The sequence below is a fragment of the Lentzea sp. CC55 genome (genome assembly GCF_021056325.1).
In the GTDB taxonomy this organism is placed as follows: Bacteria; Actinomycetota; Actinomycetes; order Mycobacteriales; family Pseudonocardiaceae; genus Lentzea; species Lentzea jiangxiensis.
Genome location: NZ_JAJCXE010000056.1, coordinates 467,104 through 485,001, shown reverse-complemented (window position 1 = coordinate 485,001; position 17,898 = coordinate 467,104). Strand labels below are relative to the sequence as shown.

General features: G+C 70.2%; 21 protein-coding genes and 1 pseudogene. 6 read left to right on the top strand and 16 right to left on the bottom strand.

The features are described 5' to 3' along the window. Nucleotides 1-24: 24 nt before the first annotated feature. Nucleotides 25-891, bottom strand: a complete 867-nt coding sequence (locus L6E10_RS37215; protein WP_236224859.1) for an aminoglycoside phosphotransferase family protein — start codon at nt 889-891, stop codon at nt 25-27. 23 nt (nt 892-914) lie between these two features. Next, nucleotides 915-1,217 carry a GNAT family N-acetyltransferase gene (locus tag L6E10_RS37210; protein WP_236224858.1) on the bottom strand — a complete coding sequence of 101 codons (303 nt, stop codon included), beginning with the start codon at nt 1,215-1,217 and terminating at the stop codon, nt 915-917. Nucleotides 1,218-1,818: 601 nt separating this feature from the next. Here L6E10_RS37210 and L6E10_RS37205 point away from each other — a divergent pair. Then, nucleotides 1,819-2,391: an MmpS family transport accessory protein gene (locus L6E10_RS37205; protein WP_236224857.1), complete on the top strand. Its 573-nt coding sequence runs from the start codon at nt 1,819-1,821 to the stop codon at nt 2,389-2,391. Between the two features lie 82 nt (nt 2,392-2,473). Here the strand turns inward: L6E10_RS37205 and L6E10_RS37200 are convergent, their stop codons facing one another. The 6 genes and pseudogenes from L6E10_RS37200 to L6E10_RS37175 all read right to left on the bottom strand — a co-directional run. Then, nucleotides 2,474-2,935, bottom strand: a complete 462-nt coding sequence (locus L6E10_RS37200) for a GNAT family N-acetyltransferase (protein ID WP_236224856.1) — start codon at nt 2,933-2,935, stop codon at nt 2,474-2,476. Continuing rightward, a complete protein-coding gene (locus L6E10_RS37195; protein WP_236224855.1) occupies nt 2,932-3,384 on the bottom strand; it encodes a winged helix-turn-helix domain-containing protein in 453 nt (150 codons plus the stop codon). Before L6E10_RS37195 ends, L6E10_RS37200 begins: the two co-directional genes overlap by 4 nt. Before the next feature lie 11 nt (nt 3,385-3,395). Continuing rightward, nucleotides 3,396-4,328: an ABC transporter substrate-binding protein gene (locus L6E10_RS37190; protein ID WP_236224854.1), complete on the bottom strand. Its 933-nt coding sequence runs from the start codon at nt 4,326-4,328 to the stop codon at nt 3,396-3,398. 12 nt (nt 4,329-4,340) lie between these two features. After that, on the bottom strand, nt 4,341-5,063 hold the full coding sequence (locus L6E10_RS37185; RefSeq protein ID WP_236224853.1) for an amino acid ABC transporter ATP-binding protein: 723 nt from the start codon (nt 5,061-5,063) through the stop codon (nt 4,341-4,343). After that, nucleotides 5,060-5,872, bottom strand: coding sequence for an amino acid ABC transporter permease (locus L6E10_RS37180; RefSeq protein ID WP_236224852.1), 813 nt, complete (start codon nt 5,870-5,872; stop codon nt 5,060-5,062). Before L6E10_RS37180 ends, L6E10_RS37185 begins: the two co-directional genes overlap by 4 nt. Before the next feature lie 268 nt (nt 5,873-6,140). Further along, nucleotides 6,141-6,551: pseudogene (locus tag L6E10_RS37175) on the bottom strand (F420-dependent methylene-tetrahydromethanopterin reductase); the annotation flags it as partial. A gap of 191 nt (nt 6,552-6,742) precedes the next feature. On the opposite strand from L6E10_RS37175, the gene L6E10_RS37170 reads away from it, so the two are divergent. The 4 genes from L6E10_RS37170 to trxA are packed head-to-tail and all read left to right on the top strand — an operon-like array spanning nt 6,743 to nt 8,892. Continuing rightward, nucleotides 6,743-7,762 carry a DUF6745 domain-containing protein gene (locus L6E10_RS37170; protein ID WP_236224851.1) on the top strand — a complete coding sequence of 340 codons (1,020 nt, stop codon included), beginning with the start codon at nt 6,743-6,745 and terminating at the stop codon, nt 7,760-7,762. Between the two features lie 8 nt (nt 7,763-7,770). Further along, on the top strand, nt 7,771-8,163 hold the full coding sequence (locus L6E10_RS37165) for a hypothetical protein (protein ID WP_236224850.1): 393 nt from the start codon (nt 7,771-7,773) through the stop codon (nt 8,161-8,163). Between the two features lie 43 nt (nt 8,164-8,206). Further along, on the top strand, nt 8,207-8,593 hold the full coding sequence (locus L6E10_RS37160; RefSeq protein ID WP_236224849.1) for a MerR family transcriptional regulator: 387 nt from the start codon (nt 8,207-8,209) through the stop codon (nt 8,591-8,593). Beyond that, complete coding sequence (trxA, locus tag L6E10_RS37155; RefSeq protein ID WP_090099099.1) at nt 8,584-8,892, top strand: thioredoxin; 309 nt, start codon at nt 8,584-8,586, stop codon at nt 8,890-8,892. Before L6E10_RS37160 ends, trxA begins: the two co-directional genes overlap by 10 nt. Nucleotides 8,893-9,026: 134 nt before the next feature. On the opposite strand, the gene L6E10_RS37150 is transcribed toward trxA, so the two are convergent. The 8 genes from L6E10_RS37150 to L6E10_RS37115 form a co-directional block, all read right to left on the bottom strand. Then, entirely contained in the window at nt 9,027-11,021 is a 1,995-nt protein-coding gene (locus tag L6E10_RS37150; protein WP_236224848.1) for a VWA domain-containing protein, read from the bottom strand. Nucleotides 11,022-11,134: 113 nt separating this feature from the next. Continuing rightward, nucleotides 11,135-12,721: a hypothetical protein gene (locus L6E10_RS37145; RefSeq protein WP_236224847.1), complete on the bottom strand. Its 1,587-nt coding sequence runs from the start codon at nt 12,719-12,721 to the stop codon at nt 11,135-11,137. Between the two features lie 58 nt (nt 12,722-12,779). Next, complete coding sequence (locus tag L6E10_RS37140) at nt 12,780-12,953, bottom strand: DUF397 domain-containing protein (RefSeq protein WP_236224846.1); 174 nt, start codon at nt 12,951-12,953, stop codon at nt 12,780-12,782. Continuing rightward, complete coding sequence (locus L6E10_RS37135; RefSeq protein ID WP_236224845.1) at nt 12,928-13,776, bottom strand: helix-turn-helix transcriptional regulator; 849 nt, start codon at nt 13,774-13,776, stop codon at nt 12,928-12,930. Before L6E10_RS37135 ends, L6E10_RS37140 begins: the two co-directional genes overlap by 26 nt. Nucleotides 13,777-13,852: 76 nt before the next feature. Beyond that, the gene (locus L6E10_RS37130) at nt 13,853-14,251 is read right to left on the bottom strand and encodes a hypothetical protein (RefSeq protein ID WP_236225078.1); all 399 of its coding nucleotides are present in this window, start codon (nt 14,249-14,251) and stop codon (nt 13,853-13,855) included. 13 nt (nt 14,252-14,264) lie between these two features. Then, complete coding sequence (locus L6E10_RS37125) at nt 14,265-15,023, bottom strand: trans-aconitate 2-methyltransferase (protein WP_236224844.1); 759 nt, start codon at nt 15,021-15,023, stop codon at nt 14,265-14,267. 124 nt (nt 15,024-15,147) lie between these two features. Further along, complete coding sequence (locus tag L6E10_RS37120) at nt 15,148-15,717, bottom strand: helix-turn-helix transcriptional regulator (protein WP_236224843.1); 570 nt, start codon at nt 15,715-15,717, stop codon at nt 15,148-15,150. A 120-nt stretch (nt 15,718-15,837) separates the two neighbouring features. Beyond that, nucleotides 15,838-16,911 (bottom strand): NAD(P)/FAD-dependent oxidoreductase, encoded by a 1,074-nt coding sequence (locus L6E10_RS37115; protein ID WP_236224842.1) that lies wholly within the window; start codon nt 16,909-16,911, stop codon nt 15,838-15,840. 149 nt (nt 16,912-17,060) lie between these two features. Here L6E10_RS37115 and L6E10_RS37110 point away from each other — a divergent pair, with 149 nt between their 5' ends. After that, entirely contained in the window at nt 17,061-17,657 is a 597-nt protein-coding gene (locus L6E10_RS37110; RefSeq protein WP_236224841.1) for a bifunctional 4-hydroxy-2-oxoglutarate aldolase/2-dehydro-3-deoxy-phosphogluconate aldolase, read from the top strand. The last annotated feature ends 241 nt before the right edge of the window (nt 17,658-17,898 follow it).

Genomic DNA, 17,898 nt, shown 5'->3' with positions numbered 1-17,898 from the left:
CCACAACGGACAGGTCGATCCGCGTCAGTCGTCCCAGCCGGGGCAGAGCTGGTCGAGGGTGCGGCTCGCGATGCCCGCCAGGAACCTGTTGGTCTCGCGGTAGTACGGCAGCGCGAGCACGGCGAGGTGCAACGCCCACCCCCGCGCCCGCGCCCAGTCCGCGTCGTCGAAGTCGGCGAGTTCGCGCTGGAAGAGCTCGCGCCCGCGGGAGTCGAGGTAGAGCCAGGCCGTCATGAGGTCGGCCGCCGGGTCACCGACTCCCGCGCTCCCCCAGTCGATCACACCGGTCAGCGCGCCTCCGGTGAACAGCAGGTTGCCCTCGTGCAGGTCGGCGTGCAGCCACCGGCCCGGCCGCTCCCACCGGGGCGCGGTCAGCGACTCCTCCCAGATCGCCGTGAGCCGCGGGTTCCCGCCGAGCTCGGCGATGCACGAGCGGACGGCCGCGTCGTCCTCGATCCCGCTCACCCGGCCGCGGCTGGTCTTCCACGGCCTGCCACCGGCGTCGACCGACTGCAGCGCGCGGACCAGCTCGGCCAGCCGGACCGGGACGTCCTCATCGACCGTCTCGGCGGGAGCCGTCACGCCGTCGACCCACCGCACCACGGACCACTGGTGGGGGTAGGACTCCGTCGGCGAGCCCAGCTCCAGCGGCTCCGGGACCGCGACCGGCAGGGAAGGCGCGACCACGGGCACGACCGAAGCTTCGCGGGCGGCGTCGCCGGACGACCACTCGCGGCGGGGCAGCCGCACCGCGAGCTCGTCACCCAGCCGGTAGAGCGCGTTGCTGGTGCCGCCGTGCACGACCTCCCGGACCGGCAACCCCTGCCAGCGCGGGAACTGCGTGCGGACCAGTTCCCGCACGAGAGCCACATCGGTGGCGATCTCGGGCATCGATCAACTCCCCCGGAGGTCAGCTACGCATGCAACACCGTCCCCACCGCCTCGGCAACTCGTTTCTCGAACGGCAGCGGCCCGGCCGGCGGGACCGTCACGTCGAACAACGGCGTGTAGCCCGCCGCCAGGTACAACCCGCGCGCCTCCGGCTGACGCGGACCGGTCGTCAGGTACAGGCGCCGGTGGCCGAGCCGGGACGCCTCGGCCTCGAGCAGGAGGAGCACCCGTCGTGCGAGGCCCCGACGGCGGTGGGACGAGTGCGTCCAGATGCGCTTCAGCTCCGCGGTCTCGGCGTCGTGGCGCCGGAACGCGCCCCCTGTCACGGCGCACCCGACCTGAAGACCCGATCTTCCTGTCAGTCAAGGGCACCTTCCGATGCCCCAACTCTACGCAGGCGGTCGTCGACAAACTCCGCAAGCGCATCGGCTCCCTGAGTTCACCACTCACTACGGCCGACGCTCGCACACCACCGCTCTCGACGCCGCCGGCCAGACCGGACGCCAGGTGGCCAGCGCTCTCCACAAGGTATCGGTTGCGGACACGCATGCCTCCTACTTGGTGCGCGGCATCGCGATCCCTGCGGCACCAGCCGCGATCGACGGTACTTCGGCAGCAGCGGGTGATCCACTGTCCTGTTTTCGCCCTATCGGGCGACGGGTTCGACTCGAGTACACGAAGGACCGGGCTGCGGTTGGTGGTCGCTGTTCACATACTCGCCCGTATCCACGGCATCACCGAGGTGAGTTCGGGCCTCAGCCTGCAGTAGTGCGCTCGCAGTCGCCTCCAGGCGGCCGATCGTTACGGCAATTCGACAGGTTGCTCTGATCGAGTGACACCGGTAACGCCGTGACTGTCGGTCACGACAGGCGGGTCATCAGGTCGCGTTGCTCGGCCATCGAGTTACCCGTCGGGAGTCCTTTCACCATGTCGTACCCTCAGCCGCCGCAGGGTCCCCAGCAGCAGTTTCAGCAGCCCATGCCGCCTGGGCAGCAGCCCCCGTTCGCGCCTCAGCCGGTCAAGAAGAAGTCGAAGAAGTGGCCGTGGGTAGTCGGCGCGATCGTGCTGCTGATCGTGATCGGCTCCGTCGCGAACGGCGGCAAGCCCGCCGACACCAACACCGCGAACACCGGCACCACCGCGACCCAGCAGCCCGCCGCTCAGCCCCCGGCTCCCGCCAAGGAACCCGCACCGGCTGCGAAGCGCACTGTGGTCTACGAGGTCACCGGCGCCGGCGCCGCGAACTCGATCACCTACGTCACCGACGGCATGACGTCGACTCAGCAGGAAGGCAACGTCAAGCTCCCGTGGTCGAAGACGTTCGAGCTGCCCGCGGGTGAGGCCCTGCAGATGGTGTCCATCTTCGCCCAGGCTGGCAACGGCACCCCGGAGATAACCGCCAAGATCACCGTGGACGGCAAGGTCGTCAAGGAGGGCAAGTCCTCCGGCCAGTTCGCCGTGGTCAACATCAACGACAACATCGGCTCGCTCGGCAAGTAGCGGTCCCGGCAACGACGCGACGGTCCCCGCGCACCCGGGATGGGTGCGCGGGGACCGTCGCGTGTAGACGTTGAGCTGCGGGTCAGATTCCGTCGCAGGCGCCGAGCAGCGCGGTCTGCACACTGACGTCGATCGCGGTGTGCCCGTTGTCACCGGGGCGGATGCGGTCCAGCAGCAGCGCGGCCGACCGCGGGTCGGTCAGCGGGAAGAACGGCCGCAGGTCCAGCCACGACGCCTCGGCCTCGAGCAGGAGGAGCACCCGCCGTGCGAGGCCCCGACGGCGCTGCGACGAGTGCGTCCAGATGCGCTTCAGCTCCGCGGTCTCGGCGTCGTGGCGCCGGAACGCGCCTCCTGCCACGGCGATCCCGTCCCGCAGCAGCACCACGAGCCGTCCGTGGGGCGGTGTCAGCGACTCGTCGGGGAACCGTTCCATCCGCTCCCGGGCCGCCGGGCCGTACCTGCTCACGTACTCGTGCAGCAGCTCGGCCATCATCCCGGCGACCTCGGGAGCGTCCGGGCGGGTCCAGCGGACCTCGTCGGTCATCCGGCGCGCCGGTCCGCCAGCCGCACCACGTTCGGGGAGCGTTCCACCTTGACGCGGGCGCTGGACGCGACCAGGTAGCCGACGCCGCGCACCGTCTGGATGACGTCCGCCGCCGCGCCGAGCTTCTGGCGCACCCGGCGGACGTGCACGTCGACCGTGCGGGCGCCCCTGTGGTCGTCGTTGACGCCCCAGACGGCCGCCAGCAGCTCACGGCGGCGGTGCACCCGGTCGGTGTGCTCGCACAGGTGCTGGAGCAGCTCGAACTCGAGGCGCGTCAGCTCGACGGGCCGCTCGTGGAGCAGCACCTGGCGGGTGTCCGGGAGGATGCGGACGTCGACCTCCTCGACCACCGCCTCGGCCGCGGGCGCCAGGCCCGCTTCCTCGAGCGCGCCGAGCAGGCGCAGCGCGGTGCCCTCGTCCTCGGTGTCGATGGTGATGCTGAACCTCATGACGCACCTCCTCAGCTCTTGGGCAGACCCTGCGGGTTGATCTCGGACGTCGGCACGGCCTCGTCGGACAGGCCCCAGCGCTTCAGGACCTCGGCGTACTTGCCGTTGGCGATCAGCTGGTTCAGCGCCTCCTGGACGGGGACGACGAGTCCGCTGCCCTTCCTGGTGGTCGCGGCGATCTTGCCCTGGACGGTGGCGCCGCCGGAGAAGGTGCCGATCACCTCGGTCTGCCCGGACGTCGCCGCGTGGTAGGCGGAGGTGGGGTTCGGGCCGAGGTAGGCGTCGATGCGGCCGGACTGCAGCGCGAGGTAGTAGTCCGAGGAGTTCTGGAAGTACTTGATGTCGGTGGCTTTCAGGCCCGCGGCGACGTTCTCGGCGCTCCAGTCGACGAGGATCTTCTCCTGGTTGGTGCCGGAGGTGACGGCGATGACCTTGCCCGCGACGTCCTTCGGCTCCCTCACCTTCCAGGTGCCGCCCTTCTTCGCCTCGAACGCCAGCGTGTCGAGGCGGTAGGTGGCGAAGTCGTACTTCTCCTTGCGCGCCTCGGTGACGGTGATGTTCGACAGGCCGAGGTCGTAGGCGCCGCTGTCGAGGCCCACGAACAGGTTCTCCCACGACGAGACCTCGAGCTTCGGCTCGAGCCCGAGCACGTCGGCGACGAGGGACGCGATGTCGGTCTCGACGCCGATCACGGTCTTGTCGTCGGTGGCGTAGAACCGCAGCGGCGGTGCTGTGCCGGCGGATCCGCCGATTGTCAGCTCCCCCTTGGCTCTGAACTTCTCCGGCACCTTCGCGGCGATCTTGTCGTCCTTGGCGGCGGTGATCCGCTTCTGGTCGGGGCCGAGGTTCACGCTGAGGCCGGCGACCTCGACGGGCTCCTCCCCGCCGGCGGTGCCGCAGGCGGCCAGTCCGAACGCGAGGACGACGAGAAGTAGTTTGCGCACAACGAACTCCTTCTAGAGAACCTTGGACAGGAAAGCGCGGGTCCGGTCGTGGACCGGGCGGTCGATCACCTCGTCCGGTGCCCCCTGCTCGACGATCACGCCGCCGTCGATGAACACGATGCGGTCGGCGACCTCGCGGGCGAAGCCGATCTCGTGGGTGACGACGACCATCGTCGTGCCGGTGCGGGCGAGGTCGCGCATCACGTCCAGCACCTCGCCGACCAGCTCGGGGTCGAGGGCGGACGTGGGTTCGTCGAACAGCACGACCTTCGGCCGCGTGGCCAGGGCCCGTGCGATCGCGACCCGTTGCTGCTGGCCGCCGGAGAGCTGCCGCGGGTAGGCGGACGCCTTGTCCTCCAGGCCGACCCGCTGCAGGAAGTGCCGCGCGGCGGCGAGGTCGGCGACCTCCGCGACGTTCTCCAGCGCGGTCAGGTGCGGGAAGAGGTTGAAGTTCTGGAAGACGAACCCGATGTCCCTGCGCTGCTTGAGGATGTCGCGTTCCTTGAGCTCGTGGAGCTTGCCGGCGCGGCGGCGGTAGCCGATCAGGTCGCCGTCGACGGTGACGAACCCGCGGTCGGCCTTCTCCAGGTGGTTGATCGTGCGCAGCAGCGTCGACTTGCCGGAACCCGACGGCCCGAGCACCACCACGACCTCACCGGCGGCGACGGTCAGCGACACCCCGCGCAGCACCTCCAGCGAGCCGAAGCTCTTGTGCACGCCCAAGACCTCGATCACCGGCGGTCTCCTCGCGCGAAGTAGCGCTCGACGTGGTGCTGGCCGATCGAGAGCAGGGTGGTCAGGATGATGTACCAGACGGTCGCGACCATCAGCAGCGCCACGACCCGCGCGTTGCGGCCGTAGATCACCTGCACCTGGTAGAAGAGCTCGCCGATGGCCATCACGGAGACGACGGACGTGCCCTTGAAGAGGCTGATCACCTCGTTGGCCGCGTTGGGCAGGATCGAGCGCATCGCCTGCGGCAGGACGATCCTGCGGAACTGGCGGAACCTCGGGATGCCGAGCGCGGCCGCCGCCTCGAGCTGCCCCCGGTCGACCGAGATGACGCCGGACCGCACGATCTCCGCCGCGTACGCCGCCTGGTGCAGCGCGAGCCCCAGCACCGCCGCGCCCATCGGGCTGATCAGCTCGATGGTCTCGAAACTCACGAGCTCCGGCCCGAACGGGATGCCGAGGCTCAGCCTGCTGTAGAGGTAGGAGATGTTGAACCAGAACAACAGCTGCACGATCAGCGGGATCGAGCGGAACGCCCAGATGTAGGTCCAGCCGACCGCGGAGAGGAACGGGCTCTTCGACATCCGCAGCACGGCGACGACGATGCCGAGCGCGAACCCCAGCACCGTGCCGAGCACGGTCAGCACGATGGTCGTGCCGACGGCCGTCAGGATCGAGCCGGCGGTGAAGTAGCGGGCGAACGTCGGCCAGTCCCACGCGGGGTTGGTGACCAGGCCGTGCACGAACTGCGCGGCGAGCACCAGCACGAAGGCGACGCCGACCCAGCGCCAGGGGTGGCGGGTCGGCACCACCGGCAGGGAGGCTAGATCATCATCCTTTGTGGACACAGGCGTCAGCGTGCCGGAAGACGTCATGGCGGGGTCCTTGCTGCGGCGGGGAACGTGAGACGAGCGAGGAGGAGGTCAGCTCGTGCAGTCGATGTGGCAGCGGGAGGACAGGACCAACGCGGCGTTCATCCTGTCCTCCCTTCCCTGCGCTCTTGAGGAGAGCACTCACTCAACGGCGTTCACGTTAGGTACCGCCCGACGGCTCGGGCAAGGACGTCCACGTGGTGAACAACTATCGGATACCGAGATGATCCCTCAACGCCGGACCTGAGTACTCGGTGCGGAAGACGCCGCGTTCCTGCAGCAGCGGCACGACGGTGTCGGCGAACTCGTCGAGCCCGCCGGGCGTCACGTGCGGCACGAGGACGAAGCCGTCCGCCGCGTCCTGCTGCACCAGGTGGTCGATCTGCGTCGCGACGCTGTCCGCCGACCCGATGAACGTCTGCCGCGCGCTCACGTCGATCACGAGGTCGCGGATGGACAGGTTCTTGGCCGCCGCCTTCTCCCGCCACTCCTTCACCGTGGCCACGGGGTCCTTGAACATCCGCACGCTCGCGCGTCCCCGTGCGACGGTGTTCTCCCCCGCCAGCGGCTCGACGTCGGGCAGCGGTCCGTCCGGGTCGTAGCCGCCGAGGTCCCGGTTGTCCTCGCATTCTGTGCGCGGCCGAGGGGGTGGCGCCGGGACGGCCACAGGGTGGGAAAGCTCGGCGGTTCGGGAATTTCTCGCGCAGGCGCCGAAAACGAGGGGTGGGCTTTACGGGCTTGCCGGATCCCACCACCACCTGTCACGATCTTCCCCATGTCGACTCGAAAGGGCGTGCGCGCCCTCGCGCTGTGAGCGCACCGAGCGGGCTCGAGGCCCGCTCCTCGCAAAGTTCCCCGCTCCGCGAAGACTGGCTCGCCCACGCGCTGAGCACCGCTCCCGCCGACCGTCCGGCCGCCGAAGACGCCGTGGCAAGGCTCTACGCGGCCATCGGCAGGCCACCGCCGGAGTTCGCGTGGGTCCGTTCCCCCGCGGAAGCCACGACGGTGCTGCCCGCCGCGGGTCCCTTCCGCTTCCCCGGCGACTGGCAGACCACCGAGGCCAAGATCGCCGCGCTCCTCTCCGGCCTGCGCCGCCCGCTGTGGCGCAGGGGTGAGTGGAAGGGCGAGTGGCGGGCCACGGGGGAAGAACTCCGCCGGATCGTCCGCGAATCCCTTGTGCCGGCGGTGAACTCGACGATGCCGTGGTCGCCGGGCATCGGCTGGTCCGGCCAGCACGACGCCGACTGGCTCGCGGAGTTCGACGCGCGCCGGCAGCTGAAAGGCCCGCTCCTCGACGCCTGGGCGACCATCGGGAGGTCCACCGGCTGGTGGTGGCCCCGGGAAGGCCTGTGCGTGATGTCAGACCGGCCGACCGGCGTGCACACCGACGCGAACTCGTTGTTGCACAACAAGAACGGACCGGCCATCACGTTCGCGGACGGCACCGGCGCCTACGCGTGGCACGGCAGAACCGTGCCGCGCTGGGTGGTCGAGGAACCGGACGTGGTCCGCATCCTGACCGAGCCCGACGCCGACCTGCGGATGGCCGCGGCCGACAGCCTCGGCTGGGAGCGCTACATCGCCGAAGCGGACCCACCACTGGCCGCCAGAGCACCGGACCCGGGCAACCCGGGCTTCGACCTGGAGCTCTACGACCTGTGGCCCCGCACCAGGATCTTGCTCGTCGTCAACGGCTCCGTCGAGCGCGACGGCACCCGGCGGCGCTACGGACTCCAAGTGGGCCCGTGGGTGCGCGATCCGGTCCAGGCCGCGGCCGAGACCTACGGCCTGCGCAAAGACCAGTACCTCCAACTCCTACGACGCACGTAGAACACACCATGAACCTCGCTGAACTCGTCGACCGCACCAGCGTCGACACGCTCGACCACCTCGAGCGGCAGACCACCGTCCCCGTCGTCGACGGCCTGCAGGCCCAGGGCGACCTGATCGTCATCCCCTTCTCCGCACTCGACACCCCACCCCACGACAACGCCGGACGGTGGGTGCCCGCCGAAGGCCTCCACCTCATCTCAGGCACCGGCGGGCGCAACCCGCACGTCCTGGTCGCCGACCCGGACACCTGCCGGTGGTGGCCCACCGGCACCGAACTTGCTGCCTTCCGCAACACCGCGCCCGTCTACCTGCTGCACCCCGAGCACGGCGGCACCGGCATCGCGCCGGGTCACTGGGTCGTCCGGCGGCAGCGGGTCACGGACCTGTCCGCGGACTGAAACGGTTGCCTTGACGTGAGCGTCAAGGTTTAGCGTTCGGTCCATGAGGATCGGCGAACTGGCCAAGCGAGCCGGCACCACCACCCGTGCGCTGCGCTTCTACGAGTCCCAGGGGCTCCTCGAGGCGCGGCGCACGTCCAACGGCTACCGCGAGTACGGCGAGCACGACCTGCGGCTGGTGCGGGAGATCCAGTCGTTGCAGGCGGTCGGGATGTCCCTGGAGGACACGCGACCGTTCGTGGCGTGCCTGAGGGCCGGGCACGAGTCCGGTGACTCGTGCCCGGACTCGCGGGAGGTCTACCGGCGCAAGCTCGCCGAGGTGGACGCCTGCCTGGAGCGGCTCACGGCCGTCCGGGAGTTCCTGCTGGCCGGTCTCGCCTTCCAGGACCCGTGCCTCGTGCCCGAACCTGAGGAGTTCCAGTGCAGCTGACCGACGCCACGTTCGCGGAGAAGACGCGGACCGGCACCGTGCTCGTCGAGTTCTGGGCGCAGTGGTGCGGGCCGTGCCACATGCTCTCCCCCGTGCTCGACGAGATCGACCGCGAGCGCGACGACCTGACCGTGCTCAAGATCAACGCCGACGAGAACACCGCCAGCGCCCGCGACCACCAGGTCATGTCGCTGCCGACGATGCTGCTGTTCCGCGACGGCGTGCCGATCCGCCAGATCGTGGGAGCGCGACCCAAGGCGCGCCTGCTGGCCGAACTGGATGACGCGCTGCGCGCGTGAGCCGCCCATCTTCCAGCGCATGCCCGGTCTCGAACTCGTAGTGGTGCTGGGCGTGTGCATCCTGGCGAGCAGCGTCGTGTCGGGACGGGTGCGCCTCGGTCGTGGTGGGCAACGCGGACGTGGCGAACCCGGTGCTAGTCGAACTTCCTGCGCGCGAAGCCTGACCTGCCGCGGCCCACCCAGTTGAGGGTGAAGATCGTGAACGCACCCTCTCCCCGGTCCGACCACGCCTGGACCAGGCCGACGTTGTGCACGAGGCTCGTCAGCTTCCGGACCGTCACCTGGTCCGAGTGGAACTGCGGTGACGGGCTGACGGTGTGGGCCGCGCGCAACGTCTCGGCGTGGTCCGCCAGCCTCCGGCGGGCCGCCTCCCGGTCGTCCTGGTAGAGGTCTTCGAGCGCGTGGAACACGACCTCGCTGGTGTGCAGGCCCACCGCGTGCGCGAAGACCGTCTCCGGGGCGATGGCCCCGGCGGTGAGCTCGAGCTCGTGGCGGCGGGTGTCGCGGGCGACCACGTCGACGTACTGCACGGTCGCCCGGCCGAAGTCCGTCGTGCCCGCCGGGGCCTCGACCTCGAGGACCACCCAGTACGTCTCGCCTTCCGCGAGGTCGGGCGCGAAGATCCGGATGCCCTCGTCGCCGGTGACGAGGTCGGGCAGCGACTCGACGCCGAAGTCGTCCTTCGCGCGGTGTTTCGCGGCGGCCACCTCCCGTTCGACGCGGGCGCGGGTGGACGGGTCGGTGACCAGGTCGTGCCCGTAGAGGTGCCACGCGGTCACGGACTCGTCGAGCCGCAGCCGCAGCTGCACGTTGATGGCGGCCAGGTGTTCGCGCCGGGTCAGGTCCTCGGTGAGGTGCAGGCGCACGTCGTCGGGGTCGGTCACCAGCGTGCAGAAGCCGCCGGTGACGCCCGCCAGCGCTTCCAGCTCGCGCAGGCGGGCGTCCTCGCCGAACCCGAAGCAGGACAGGGTGATGTCGCCGCGGACCCGGTCGGCGACCGTGCGGCGGATGCTGATCCAGTCGCGTTCACCGGAGGTCGGGTCGCCGTCGGAGAACAGGTACAGGCAGTTGACGAGGTCCGGGCGGCCGCCGGAGTGCCGGGCGATCTCGTCGACGCCGAAGAGCACGCCCATGTTGATGTCCGTGCCGCCGTCGGCCTCCAGTCCCGTGACGACGTCTTCGAGCAGGCCCGGAGGGATCTCCGCTTTCGGGGTGGCCTTCAGCGCCGTGCGGACCCGCGTGTCGAACGTGACGATTCCCAGGACGTCGGTTTCGCGGAGTTGAGCGTAAAGCTCGCGAATCGCTGTTTTCACCGTGCGGAGCTTCGAGCCTTCCATGGAAGCGCTCGTGTCGACGACGAACACGAAGTTCACCGGCACGCTTTCTCGCGGCGCTCGGCGCGGAATGTCACCGGCGCGCAGCGCGAGCTCGACGAAGTGCGTCGTGTCCGGCTTCGCGCGGAAGTCCTCTTCCGCCACCGCGACCCCGTGACTCACGGCCAGCGCCTCCCCCGGCGGCGGTGACGGGATCCCGGAGGGGTTCGAGGCGACGAAATCGTCGAACCGGACCTGGGTCTGGTCGATCAGCACCCCCTGGTCGACCAGGTCGGCGATGCCGGCGGTCGCCTTCGTGCCGAACGCGTTGTTGCGGCGGACGAACAGGCCGCTGCGCGGGAGCGGGTCGCGGTCGTCGCCGAACGGCACCACGAACCTCGGCCAGCCGGGCGCCTCGGCGGAGATCGGGCGGATGACCTGGGCAGCGGGCTCGAGGCCGCGCGCCGGCGGCACGTCGCATTCATCCGGCTCGTAGCCCGGATCGGCGCCCTCTGCGCTGGCCGTCACGGGCTGCCCGGTGAGCGGCTCGCCGACGTGGACCGGGCTCGGCGGTGCGCCCTGGTCGTAGCCGGGAAGGTTCCCGTACCCCACGACCGGCGGCAGTTCGAGCGTCGGGACATCGTCCTCCGCCGGAGCGCTCACCTCTCCGGCGTCGCTCTTCCCGGCATCGGCCGCCGGCCGGCCGGAATCCCACCAGTCCCCCTCGCGGCGCGCGCTCCTACCGCGGAGCAGCACGACGACAACGACAACCGCCAGTGCGACAGCAATGGACACGAGGAGCCAGGCGAGATTCATCAACTCTGTCCCTGCGGGGAATCACGACGAGGTCACAAAGTAACCGAAAGCCACCCGCCGCGCACGATCTTTCCCGCCGGGCTGGAATTGTCCGCGAAATGGCACCGAATCGTCTACGACACCAGGGAAAGGCCGCGGCGAACGGGCTCGGCACCCGTAGCCGGTGCCGCCGTCTCGGCCGAGGGCACCTCGACCTCCTCGCCGCCGATCTCGCGGGTGATCCACGCGCCGGACTCCACCATGACCTTCAACGTCCGCGTGTCGAGCGCGTTCACCCGCCCGTAGTACCACTCGTCGGTCGCCAGCGGGCCCATCCGGTCACCGAGGCGCTTCTTGATGTCCAGCACCCGCTCGTACATCGTCCGCACCAGGGCCGCGCGGTCGTACGGGCCCTGCAGGCCCTCGCGGATGCGGTCCTCGATGCCGCGCGGGGTGCCCTCGGAGTCGGGCATGAGCATGGTGGTCCAGGCGCGCGACTTCTCGCGGTACTGCAGCTGCTGCATGACGCCCTCGTGCTGCGCGAAGTCGGCGGCGCGGAAGGCCTTGCCGCGCCAGCGCTTCTGCAGGTTCACGGCCAGCGACAGTGCGCTCTTCAGGCCCGTGTTCAGGCCGCGGCCGGGCCAGAAGTGCAGCGAGTTCGCGGCGTCGCCGAGCAGGAAGCCGAAGGTGGACGGGGCCAGCTGGGCGGTGAACTTGGACATCTGCTGCATGCCGAGCGTGAACGACGTGATGCCCACGACGTCCGCCGCGCCGACGCCGAAGAAGCGCAGGCCGTCGAGGATCCGCGGCCACAGGTAGGAGAGCTTGTCGACGGACGGCTTGAAGACCGCGCGGTGGCGGTCGCAGACGAAGCGGCCGTTCGCGGAGGGACGCATGGTGCAGCCGAACTTGCCGATGCACGGGACGGGGCCGCTCTCGCCGAGCGCGACGATCTCGGACGCCTCCTCGGCGGTCAGGCGCATGTTGATGAAGCCGCCGCCGAGCGAGTTGAACAGGAACCTGTTCTGCGCCACGGTGAGCGGGACGGTGTGCTCGTCGGGCGACTTGGCGGTGACGCGGATGCCGAGGACGCGCTCGTCGAGCGGGGAACCGTCCACTGAGAACAGTTCGCGGCTCGGGGTGCCGAACTGCGCCGAGAACGCGTCGCGGGTCGCGGAACGCGCGCCGTCGGCGATGGCGAGGACGTGCAGGCCGTCGAACTTCGCCGGCGCGGTGTAGGCTTCGGGGACGACCTCGATGCCGTAGACGTCCTGCGCCATGTCGAGCAGGCAGTCCTCGATCCAGCGGATCTTGATGTTGCGGGGACGCCCCTTGGACGCCGGGGAGTCCGGGCCGAGCGGCCACATCTCCGAGAACTTGCCGGGCGCGAACAGGCGTTGCCGCACGGCCTGCGGGAGGGCGGCCCAGACGTTGCTCTGCAACGTCACGACCTGCTCGCGGCGGTTGTTGCCCTCGGCAGCGCCCTTCCACACCACGCGGTCGCCCCGGCGCGTCCAGCGGCGGTCGTGGACGCGGATCGAGACGCCGTCGCCCAGCAGCGACTTCACGGTGCAGGCGAACGCGAGCCCCACCGGGCCACCGCCCGCCACGTCCACGCGCAGCGGCGCCGCCTGGCGCAGCGGCACGACCCGGCTGCCCTGCTTGGGCAGCTTCACCGTCGGGCCGCAGCGGCCGATCAACACCGTCTTCTCGTCAGCCATGGCCCTGTCCCCTCGATCCCGTTCGACGGCGGGAACACGTAAGGGGACGGGCCGCGGTTCACCGAGTTTCGAGGAAATTTTTCCAGGCGGCGAAACTGAAGGTCAGGACGCCTCCGGAGGGGTTCTTCGAGTCGCGGACGAGAGCGTCACCGGACAGCGACACCTCTATGCAGTTGTCGTCTTCGGTGCCACCGCTGTAGCTGCTCTTACGCCATGAGCTGTCCTGGGTCATGGAAATCCTCTCGCGGTCGGCCGACGTACTCCGCCAGCTTGCTCCGCGATTGTTCCGCATCCAAGGCGATCTCGGCCAAACGGTCGAACAGCAACCGGGTGCGCGCGATCACGCCCGGATCCTGCACGAACACCTTGGCGAGGTCGGTCGAGGTGAACGCCACCGGCATCGCCTTCTCGTACTCCCACAGCACGCAGCTCGTCCAGGCCAAGGGGACGTCCGCGGGCACGATCCGGACCACGTGCGAGCTGAAAAGCAGCTTGGCGTACTGGTCCTCCATGATCGCGTGGTCGCCGACCTTCATCCGCAACGCCTGCTCGTGCACGTAGAATAGGCACTTCGGCCGATCATGCCGCCTCAGGATCGCTTGGCGGTCCATCCGGAACTGCACGACGGTCGGGATCCGCTCCTCGGGCACGAACCCGGTCAGCCGGTAGAGCCCGTCGGCGTACTCCGGTGTCTGCACGAGACCCGGTACGGCGTTCGGGTCGTAGCTGGTGATCGTCGTGGCCGTCGACTCGGCCATCGCGAGCGTCCGCAGGTTGTCCGGCACCTGGACGATGTACTCCTCGAACGCGTACCGGTAGCGGCGCTTGAAGTCCTCGAAGAAGTCGATGTCCTTGCCCAGCATCGACAGGTACTGCACCAGGTCGATCTCGCTGGGGCGGTACTTGCCGTTCTCCAGCGTCGAGACCTTGCTGGGGTCCCAGCCCAGGCGGACGGCGAGGGCCGCGCCCGTCAGACCGGTGCTGGTTTCGCGCACCTTGCGCAGTTCGTCGCCTAGGTCCCTGCTGTACGCAGTGGACGGTGTGCTCGTGGCCATGGCTCGACGTTAGGGCTTGCTCGAAGAGCAACAAGGGGCTCGATGGGGTGAAATCGGCACCGGTCGGAGCTTGCCGCTAGTTGCGCGCCTTGATGGCGGCGAGCCTCGTGGCCCACTCGCGTTCGGCGATCTCCAGGCTCCGCCGCAGCGTCTCGACGAAGGCCGTCCGGCTCAGGTCCACGGCCACCCGCGGCCCGTCGTGCACCCGGCAGTCGAGGTGGACCCGGTCGCCGGTGGCCTCGGCGAACACCAGCACCTCGTCGGTGCACTCGCCCCACTCCAGGAACTGGTAGCCGGTTGCCCCGTCCGCGAGGCGGCCGAGCTCGTCCTTGATCTTCTTGACCAGCAACGGCGGGTAGAACGCGTTGTCCCACGAGTTCACGTGCAGGCCGCCGACGAAGATGTCGACGCACAGCAGACCCGGGTCCCGTTCGACGTGGAACTCCAGGGCGAACTCGGCCCGCGACCCGAACATCACCCGCCGGATCCTAGGGGGACCTCCGCCTCGCCGCCCACACAGTGCGTTCGGTGCGCAGGGCGAGGTCGTCGCGGCGCAGGGCCTTGTCGACCTCTTCCGGCGGCAGTTGCCTGCCGAGGACGATCCGCGCGTAGCGCTCCACCTCCGGCGACCGTTCGACGTGGACGGTGATGGTGCGTTCGCCTTCCCGCACGAATCCGGCCTCGGTGAGCATCGGGCCCCAGTCGGCGCCGCGGTGGGGCAGGCGTGCGTCGGGGCCGTCCGGGGCCTGCTCGGGGAAGAACCGCGGCATGCCGGCCAGTTCGACGACGGCGAGCAGACCGCCGGCCGCCAGCGCGTCGTGGAGCCGGCGGAGGGTGTGTGCCGGGTCCTTCAGGTGGTGCAGGGAGGCGGAGGCCCAGATGAGGTCCGGGGCGCCGAGGTCCGGCACGTCGGTGTCCAGGTCGGCCAGGACGGTGTGGATCCGGTCGGCCAGACCTCGCTCGCCCGCCTTGACGCGGAGCCGCTGGAGGTGTTCCAGCGAGGAGTCGACGGCGGTGACGTGGGCCTCCGGGAAGCGGGCGAGCAGGGCGAAGGTGCCCGCGCCCGTGCCGGCGCCCAGGTCGGCCACGTGACGCGGCGAGGGGGTGGGGAGCCAGTCGATGATGTCGGCGGTGTGGGTGGCGAGCAGTTCGGCGTCGAGGTCGAGGATTTCGGCCTGGTCGATGATGTCGGCGTGGCTGTGCCCGTGGCCATGTCCGTGGCCGTGGCCGTGTCCGTGGTCGTTCATGCCCTCAACGTAGGTCGGCCATGCGTCAGGTGCACGACTACTTGCGCATCCGGCAAGAAGGTCACCCGGCCCGCTGCCCCGCGCGCAAGATCGACCACCCCTGGCCACCTCGTCGGCCTCCCGATCAGCCCTTCCGATCCGCGTTGTGCCCCCGCCGAGCCTCCCGGTCGAAGATCCCGAGGATCTCGCAGGGCCTCCCGGCCGTCCCGATCGCGTGCGGCAGCATCGTGGGGAACTCGGCCGCCTGGTTGGTCTCCACCCGGATCCGCCGGTTCCCGAGCAGCAACACCGCCACCCCGGACAGCACCACCAGCCACTCCCGCCCGGAGTGGGCGCGCAGCGAGGCGGGGTTGTCCGGTGGCGGCGAGGTCATGCGCTGGCGCATCACCGTCATCCCCGGCTCGGCCTTGATCGGCCACCGCATCGTGCCGTGCGCGCCGTCGAGCACCGGGCTGACGATCACGTCGTCGGTGTCGGTCTCGACCAGCTGGTCCAGCGAGGTGTCCAGGGCACGCGCCAGGACCACCAGCTGGTCCAGGGCGAGGCGGCGCTGGCCGTTCTCGATGCGGCTGAGCGACGACGGGCTCAGCCGGGCCCTGCCGGCCAGCTCGTCGAGGGACCAGCCCTGCGCCACCCGCAGGGCGCGGATGCGTTTGCGCACGAGGCCGTCCAGATCGCCATCTTCTTGCGTCATGCGCATGAGCGTATGCCTCATGCGCAAGCAGTGCTTGGCGTCGGAGCCACGGGTCTGTTCAGAGGAGAGCCGGCGGACCGCCACGTGGACCGGCGTGGCGGTCCTGTTCGCCCCTGGTGGTCAGGCGTCGAGGAGCAGGTCGAGGAGCTTCTGCGGCGGCTCGTCGCCGAACAGGCTCTGGACCATCTCCTCGGAGTCCGCGGTGGTCTCGGCGGCGCGCACGAACATCGTCTCCTCGTACGACGACAGCGCGGCCTCGACGTCGCCGGGGTGCTCGGCGAGCGCGAGAGCGAGGTCGGCGCCGTCGAGCAGGGCGAGGTTGGCGCCTTCGCCGTTCGGGGGCTGCAGGTGCGCGGCGTCGCCGAGGAGGGTCACGCCCGGCACGCGGTCCCAGCGGTGTCCGGTCGGCAGGGCGTGGTGCGGGCGGAACACCGGCTCGGTGTCGGACTCGGTGATCAGCGCGGTCAGCTCGGGTGCCCAGCCCTCGAACTCGGCGGCGATCCCGCCGAGGTCGTCGAACCACTCCAGCGGCCTCGTGAACTCCACGTAGGCGTGCAGGGTGCCGCCGCTCTCGCGGTGCGCGAAGATGCCCTTGCCCTGCGAGGGCACGATCATCATGCCGCCGCCGACCGCCTTCGCCACCTCCGGGTGCCGGGTGTCGGCGTCGTGGAGGTACGTCTCGATGAACGACACGCCGGTGTACTCCGGCTTGGCGTCGGTCAGGACGGACCGGACGCGCGACCACGCGCCGTCCGCGCCGACCAGCAGCTCCGCCTCGACGGTGGTGCCGTCCGCGAAGGTCACCGTCCTGCCCTGGACGCCGACCACCTTGCGGCCCCAGCGGACGGTGCCCGCGGGCAGCGAGTCGAGGAGCATCCGGCGCAGGTCGGCGCGCTGCACCTCGGGACGTCCGCCGGTGCCGTCGTCGCCCTTCTCGAAGAGCACCGAGCCGTCGGTGTCGAGCACGCGCAGGGCCTGGCGGCCCTCCAGGACCAGCGCGCGGAACTCGTCCACCAGACCGGCGGCCTCGACGGCCTTCTGGCCGTTGTAGTCGTGGATGTCGAGCATCCCGCCCTGCGACCGCGCCGTCGGCGACTCGTCCGCCTCGTAGACGGCGGACGGGGTGCCGTGGACGTGCAGCACGCGGGCGAGCATGAGGCCGCCGAGACCGGCGCCGATGATCGTGACCTGCATGGGGTGAACTCTCCTGGTGGGTCGTGCCGCCCGGTGGTGGGCCGGCACGACCTACCCTCCGCCCGGCCGCTGGCACCGGGCGCACACCTCGCTGGCACCGGCTGACAGCCGCTGACATGGCACCGACCAGGTGCAATAACGTGACGGGCGTGAGCTACCGCTACGAGATCGCCCGGGCAGTCGTGCGGCAGGGCGTCATCGCGATCATCCGCACCGCCGACACCGCCTCCGCCGTCCAGGCGGCCACTCCCCTGCTGGAGGCCGGCCTGACGTCCCTCGAGCTCCCGCTGACGAACCCCGGTGCCCTGGAGGCGATCCGGGTGCTGCGGGCGGACCACCCCTCTGCTGTCATCGGGGCGGGCTCGGTGCTGGACGAGGCTTCCGCGGTGGCCGCCGTTCGAGCCGGGGCGCAGTTCCTGGTCGCCCCGAACCTGGACGCGTCGGTGATCCGGGCAGGACACCGGTACGGGGCGGCGGTGCTGCCCGGAGCCGGGTCGGTGTCCGAGGTCGTCCAGGCGCTGGAGGCCGGGGCGGACGCGGTGAAGGTGTTCCCGGCGCCGACGCCGCGGTGGGTCGAGGACGTGCTGGCCGTGCTGCCCTACGCGCCGTTGGTGCCCACGGGCGGGGTGGCACCGGCGGATGTCCCCGCCTGGCTGGAGGCGGGCGCGGTGGCCTGCGGGGTCGGGTCCGCCCTCGCGCGCACGCCGATCGAGGAGCTCAAGACACTGCTGGCCACGACACGCTGACCGGAAGCGGTGCCGAGCGTTCACGGCCAGACCGCCGAGGCACCGGAAGCCGACCTGCGCTGGCGAGATCAGTGGGAAGGACATCGCGAACCGCGCTCATGTGACCTCCTTCGACCAAGCCGGGCAAGTGCACCAGCAACAACCGAGGAGTCATCAGGCAGAAGATCGAAGACTTTCGCCTGAGCCCGTAGGCAACGATGCCGGACGTTCATCCGCGCTTGATCGATACGACACCCCCGGC

What these genes read in the sequence shown, in the direction of transcription:
- L6E10_RS37160 (WP_236224849.1), top strand. Translation starts at nt 8,207, where the DNA reads ATGAGGATCGGCGAACTGGCCAAGCGAGCCGGCACCACCACCCGTGCG.
- L6E10_RS37115 (WP_236224842.1), bottom strand. Translation starts at nt 16,911, where the DNA reads ATGCAGGTCACGATCATCGGCGCCGGTCTCGGCGGCCTCATGCTCGCC.
- L6E10_RS37195 (WP_236224855.1), bottom strand. Translation starts at nt 3,384, where the DNA reads ATGAGGTTCAGCATCACCATCGACACCGAGGACGAGGGCACCGCGCTG.
- L6E10_RS37200 (WP_236224856.1), bottom strand. Translation starts at nt 2,935, where the DNA reads ATGACCGACGAGGTCCGCTGGACCCGCCCGGACGCTCCCGAGGTCGCC.
- L6E10_RS37120 (WP_236224843.1), bottom strand. Translation starts at nt 15,717, where the DNA reads ATGACGCAAGAAGATGGCGATCTGGACGGCCTCGTGCGCAAACGCATC.
- L6E10_RS37125 (WP_236224844.1), bottom strand. Translation starts at nt 15,023, where the DNA reads ATGAACGACCACGGACACGGCCACGGCCACGGACATGGCCACGGGCAC.
- L6E10_RS37205 (WP_236224857.1), top strand. Translation starts at nt 1,819, where the DNA reads ATGTCGTACCCTCAGCCGCCGCAGGGTCCCCAGCAGCAGTTTCAGCAG.
- L6E10_RS37140 (WP_236224846.1), bottom strand. Translation starts at nt 12,953, where the DNA reads ATGACCCAGGACAGCTCATGGCGTAAGAGCAGCTACAGCGGTGGCACC.
- L6E10_RS37165 (WP_236224850.1), top strand. Translation starts at nt 7,771, where the DNA reads ATGAACCTCGCTGAACTCGTCGACCGCACCAGCGTCGACACGCTCGAC.
- L6E10_RS37130 (WP_236225078.1), bottom strand. Translation starts at nt 14,251, where the DNA reads ATGTTCGGGTCGCGGGCCGAGTTCGCCCTGGAGTTCCACGTCGAACGG.
- L6E10_RS37135 (WP_236224845.1), bottom strand. Translation starts at nt 13,776, where the DNA reads ATGGCCACGAGCACACCGTCCACTGCGTACAGCAGGGACCTAGGCGAC.
- L6E10_RS37150 (WP_236224848.1), bottom strand. Translation starts at nt 11,021, where the DNA reads ATGAATCTCGCCTGGCTCCTCGTGTCCATTGCTGTCGCACTGGCGGTT.
- L6E10_RS37215 (WP_236224859.1), bottom strand. Translation starts at nt 891, where the DNA reads ATGCCCGAGATCGCCACCGATGTGGCTCTCGTGCGGGAACTGGTCCGC.
- L6E10_RS37145 (WP_236224847.1), bottom strand. Translation starts at nt 12,721, where the DNA reads ATGGCTGACGAGAAGACGGTGTTGATCGGCCGCTGCGGCCCGACGGTG.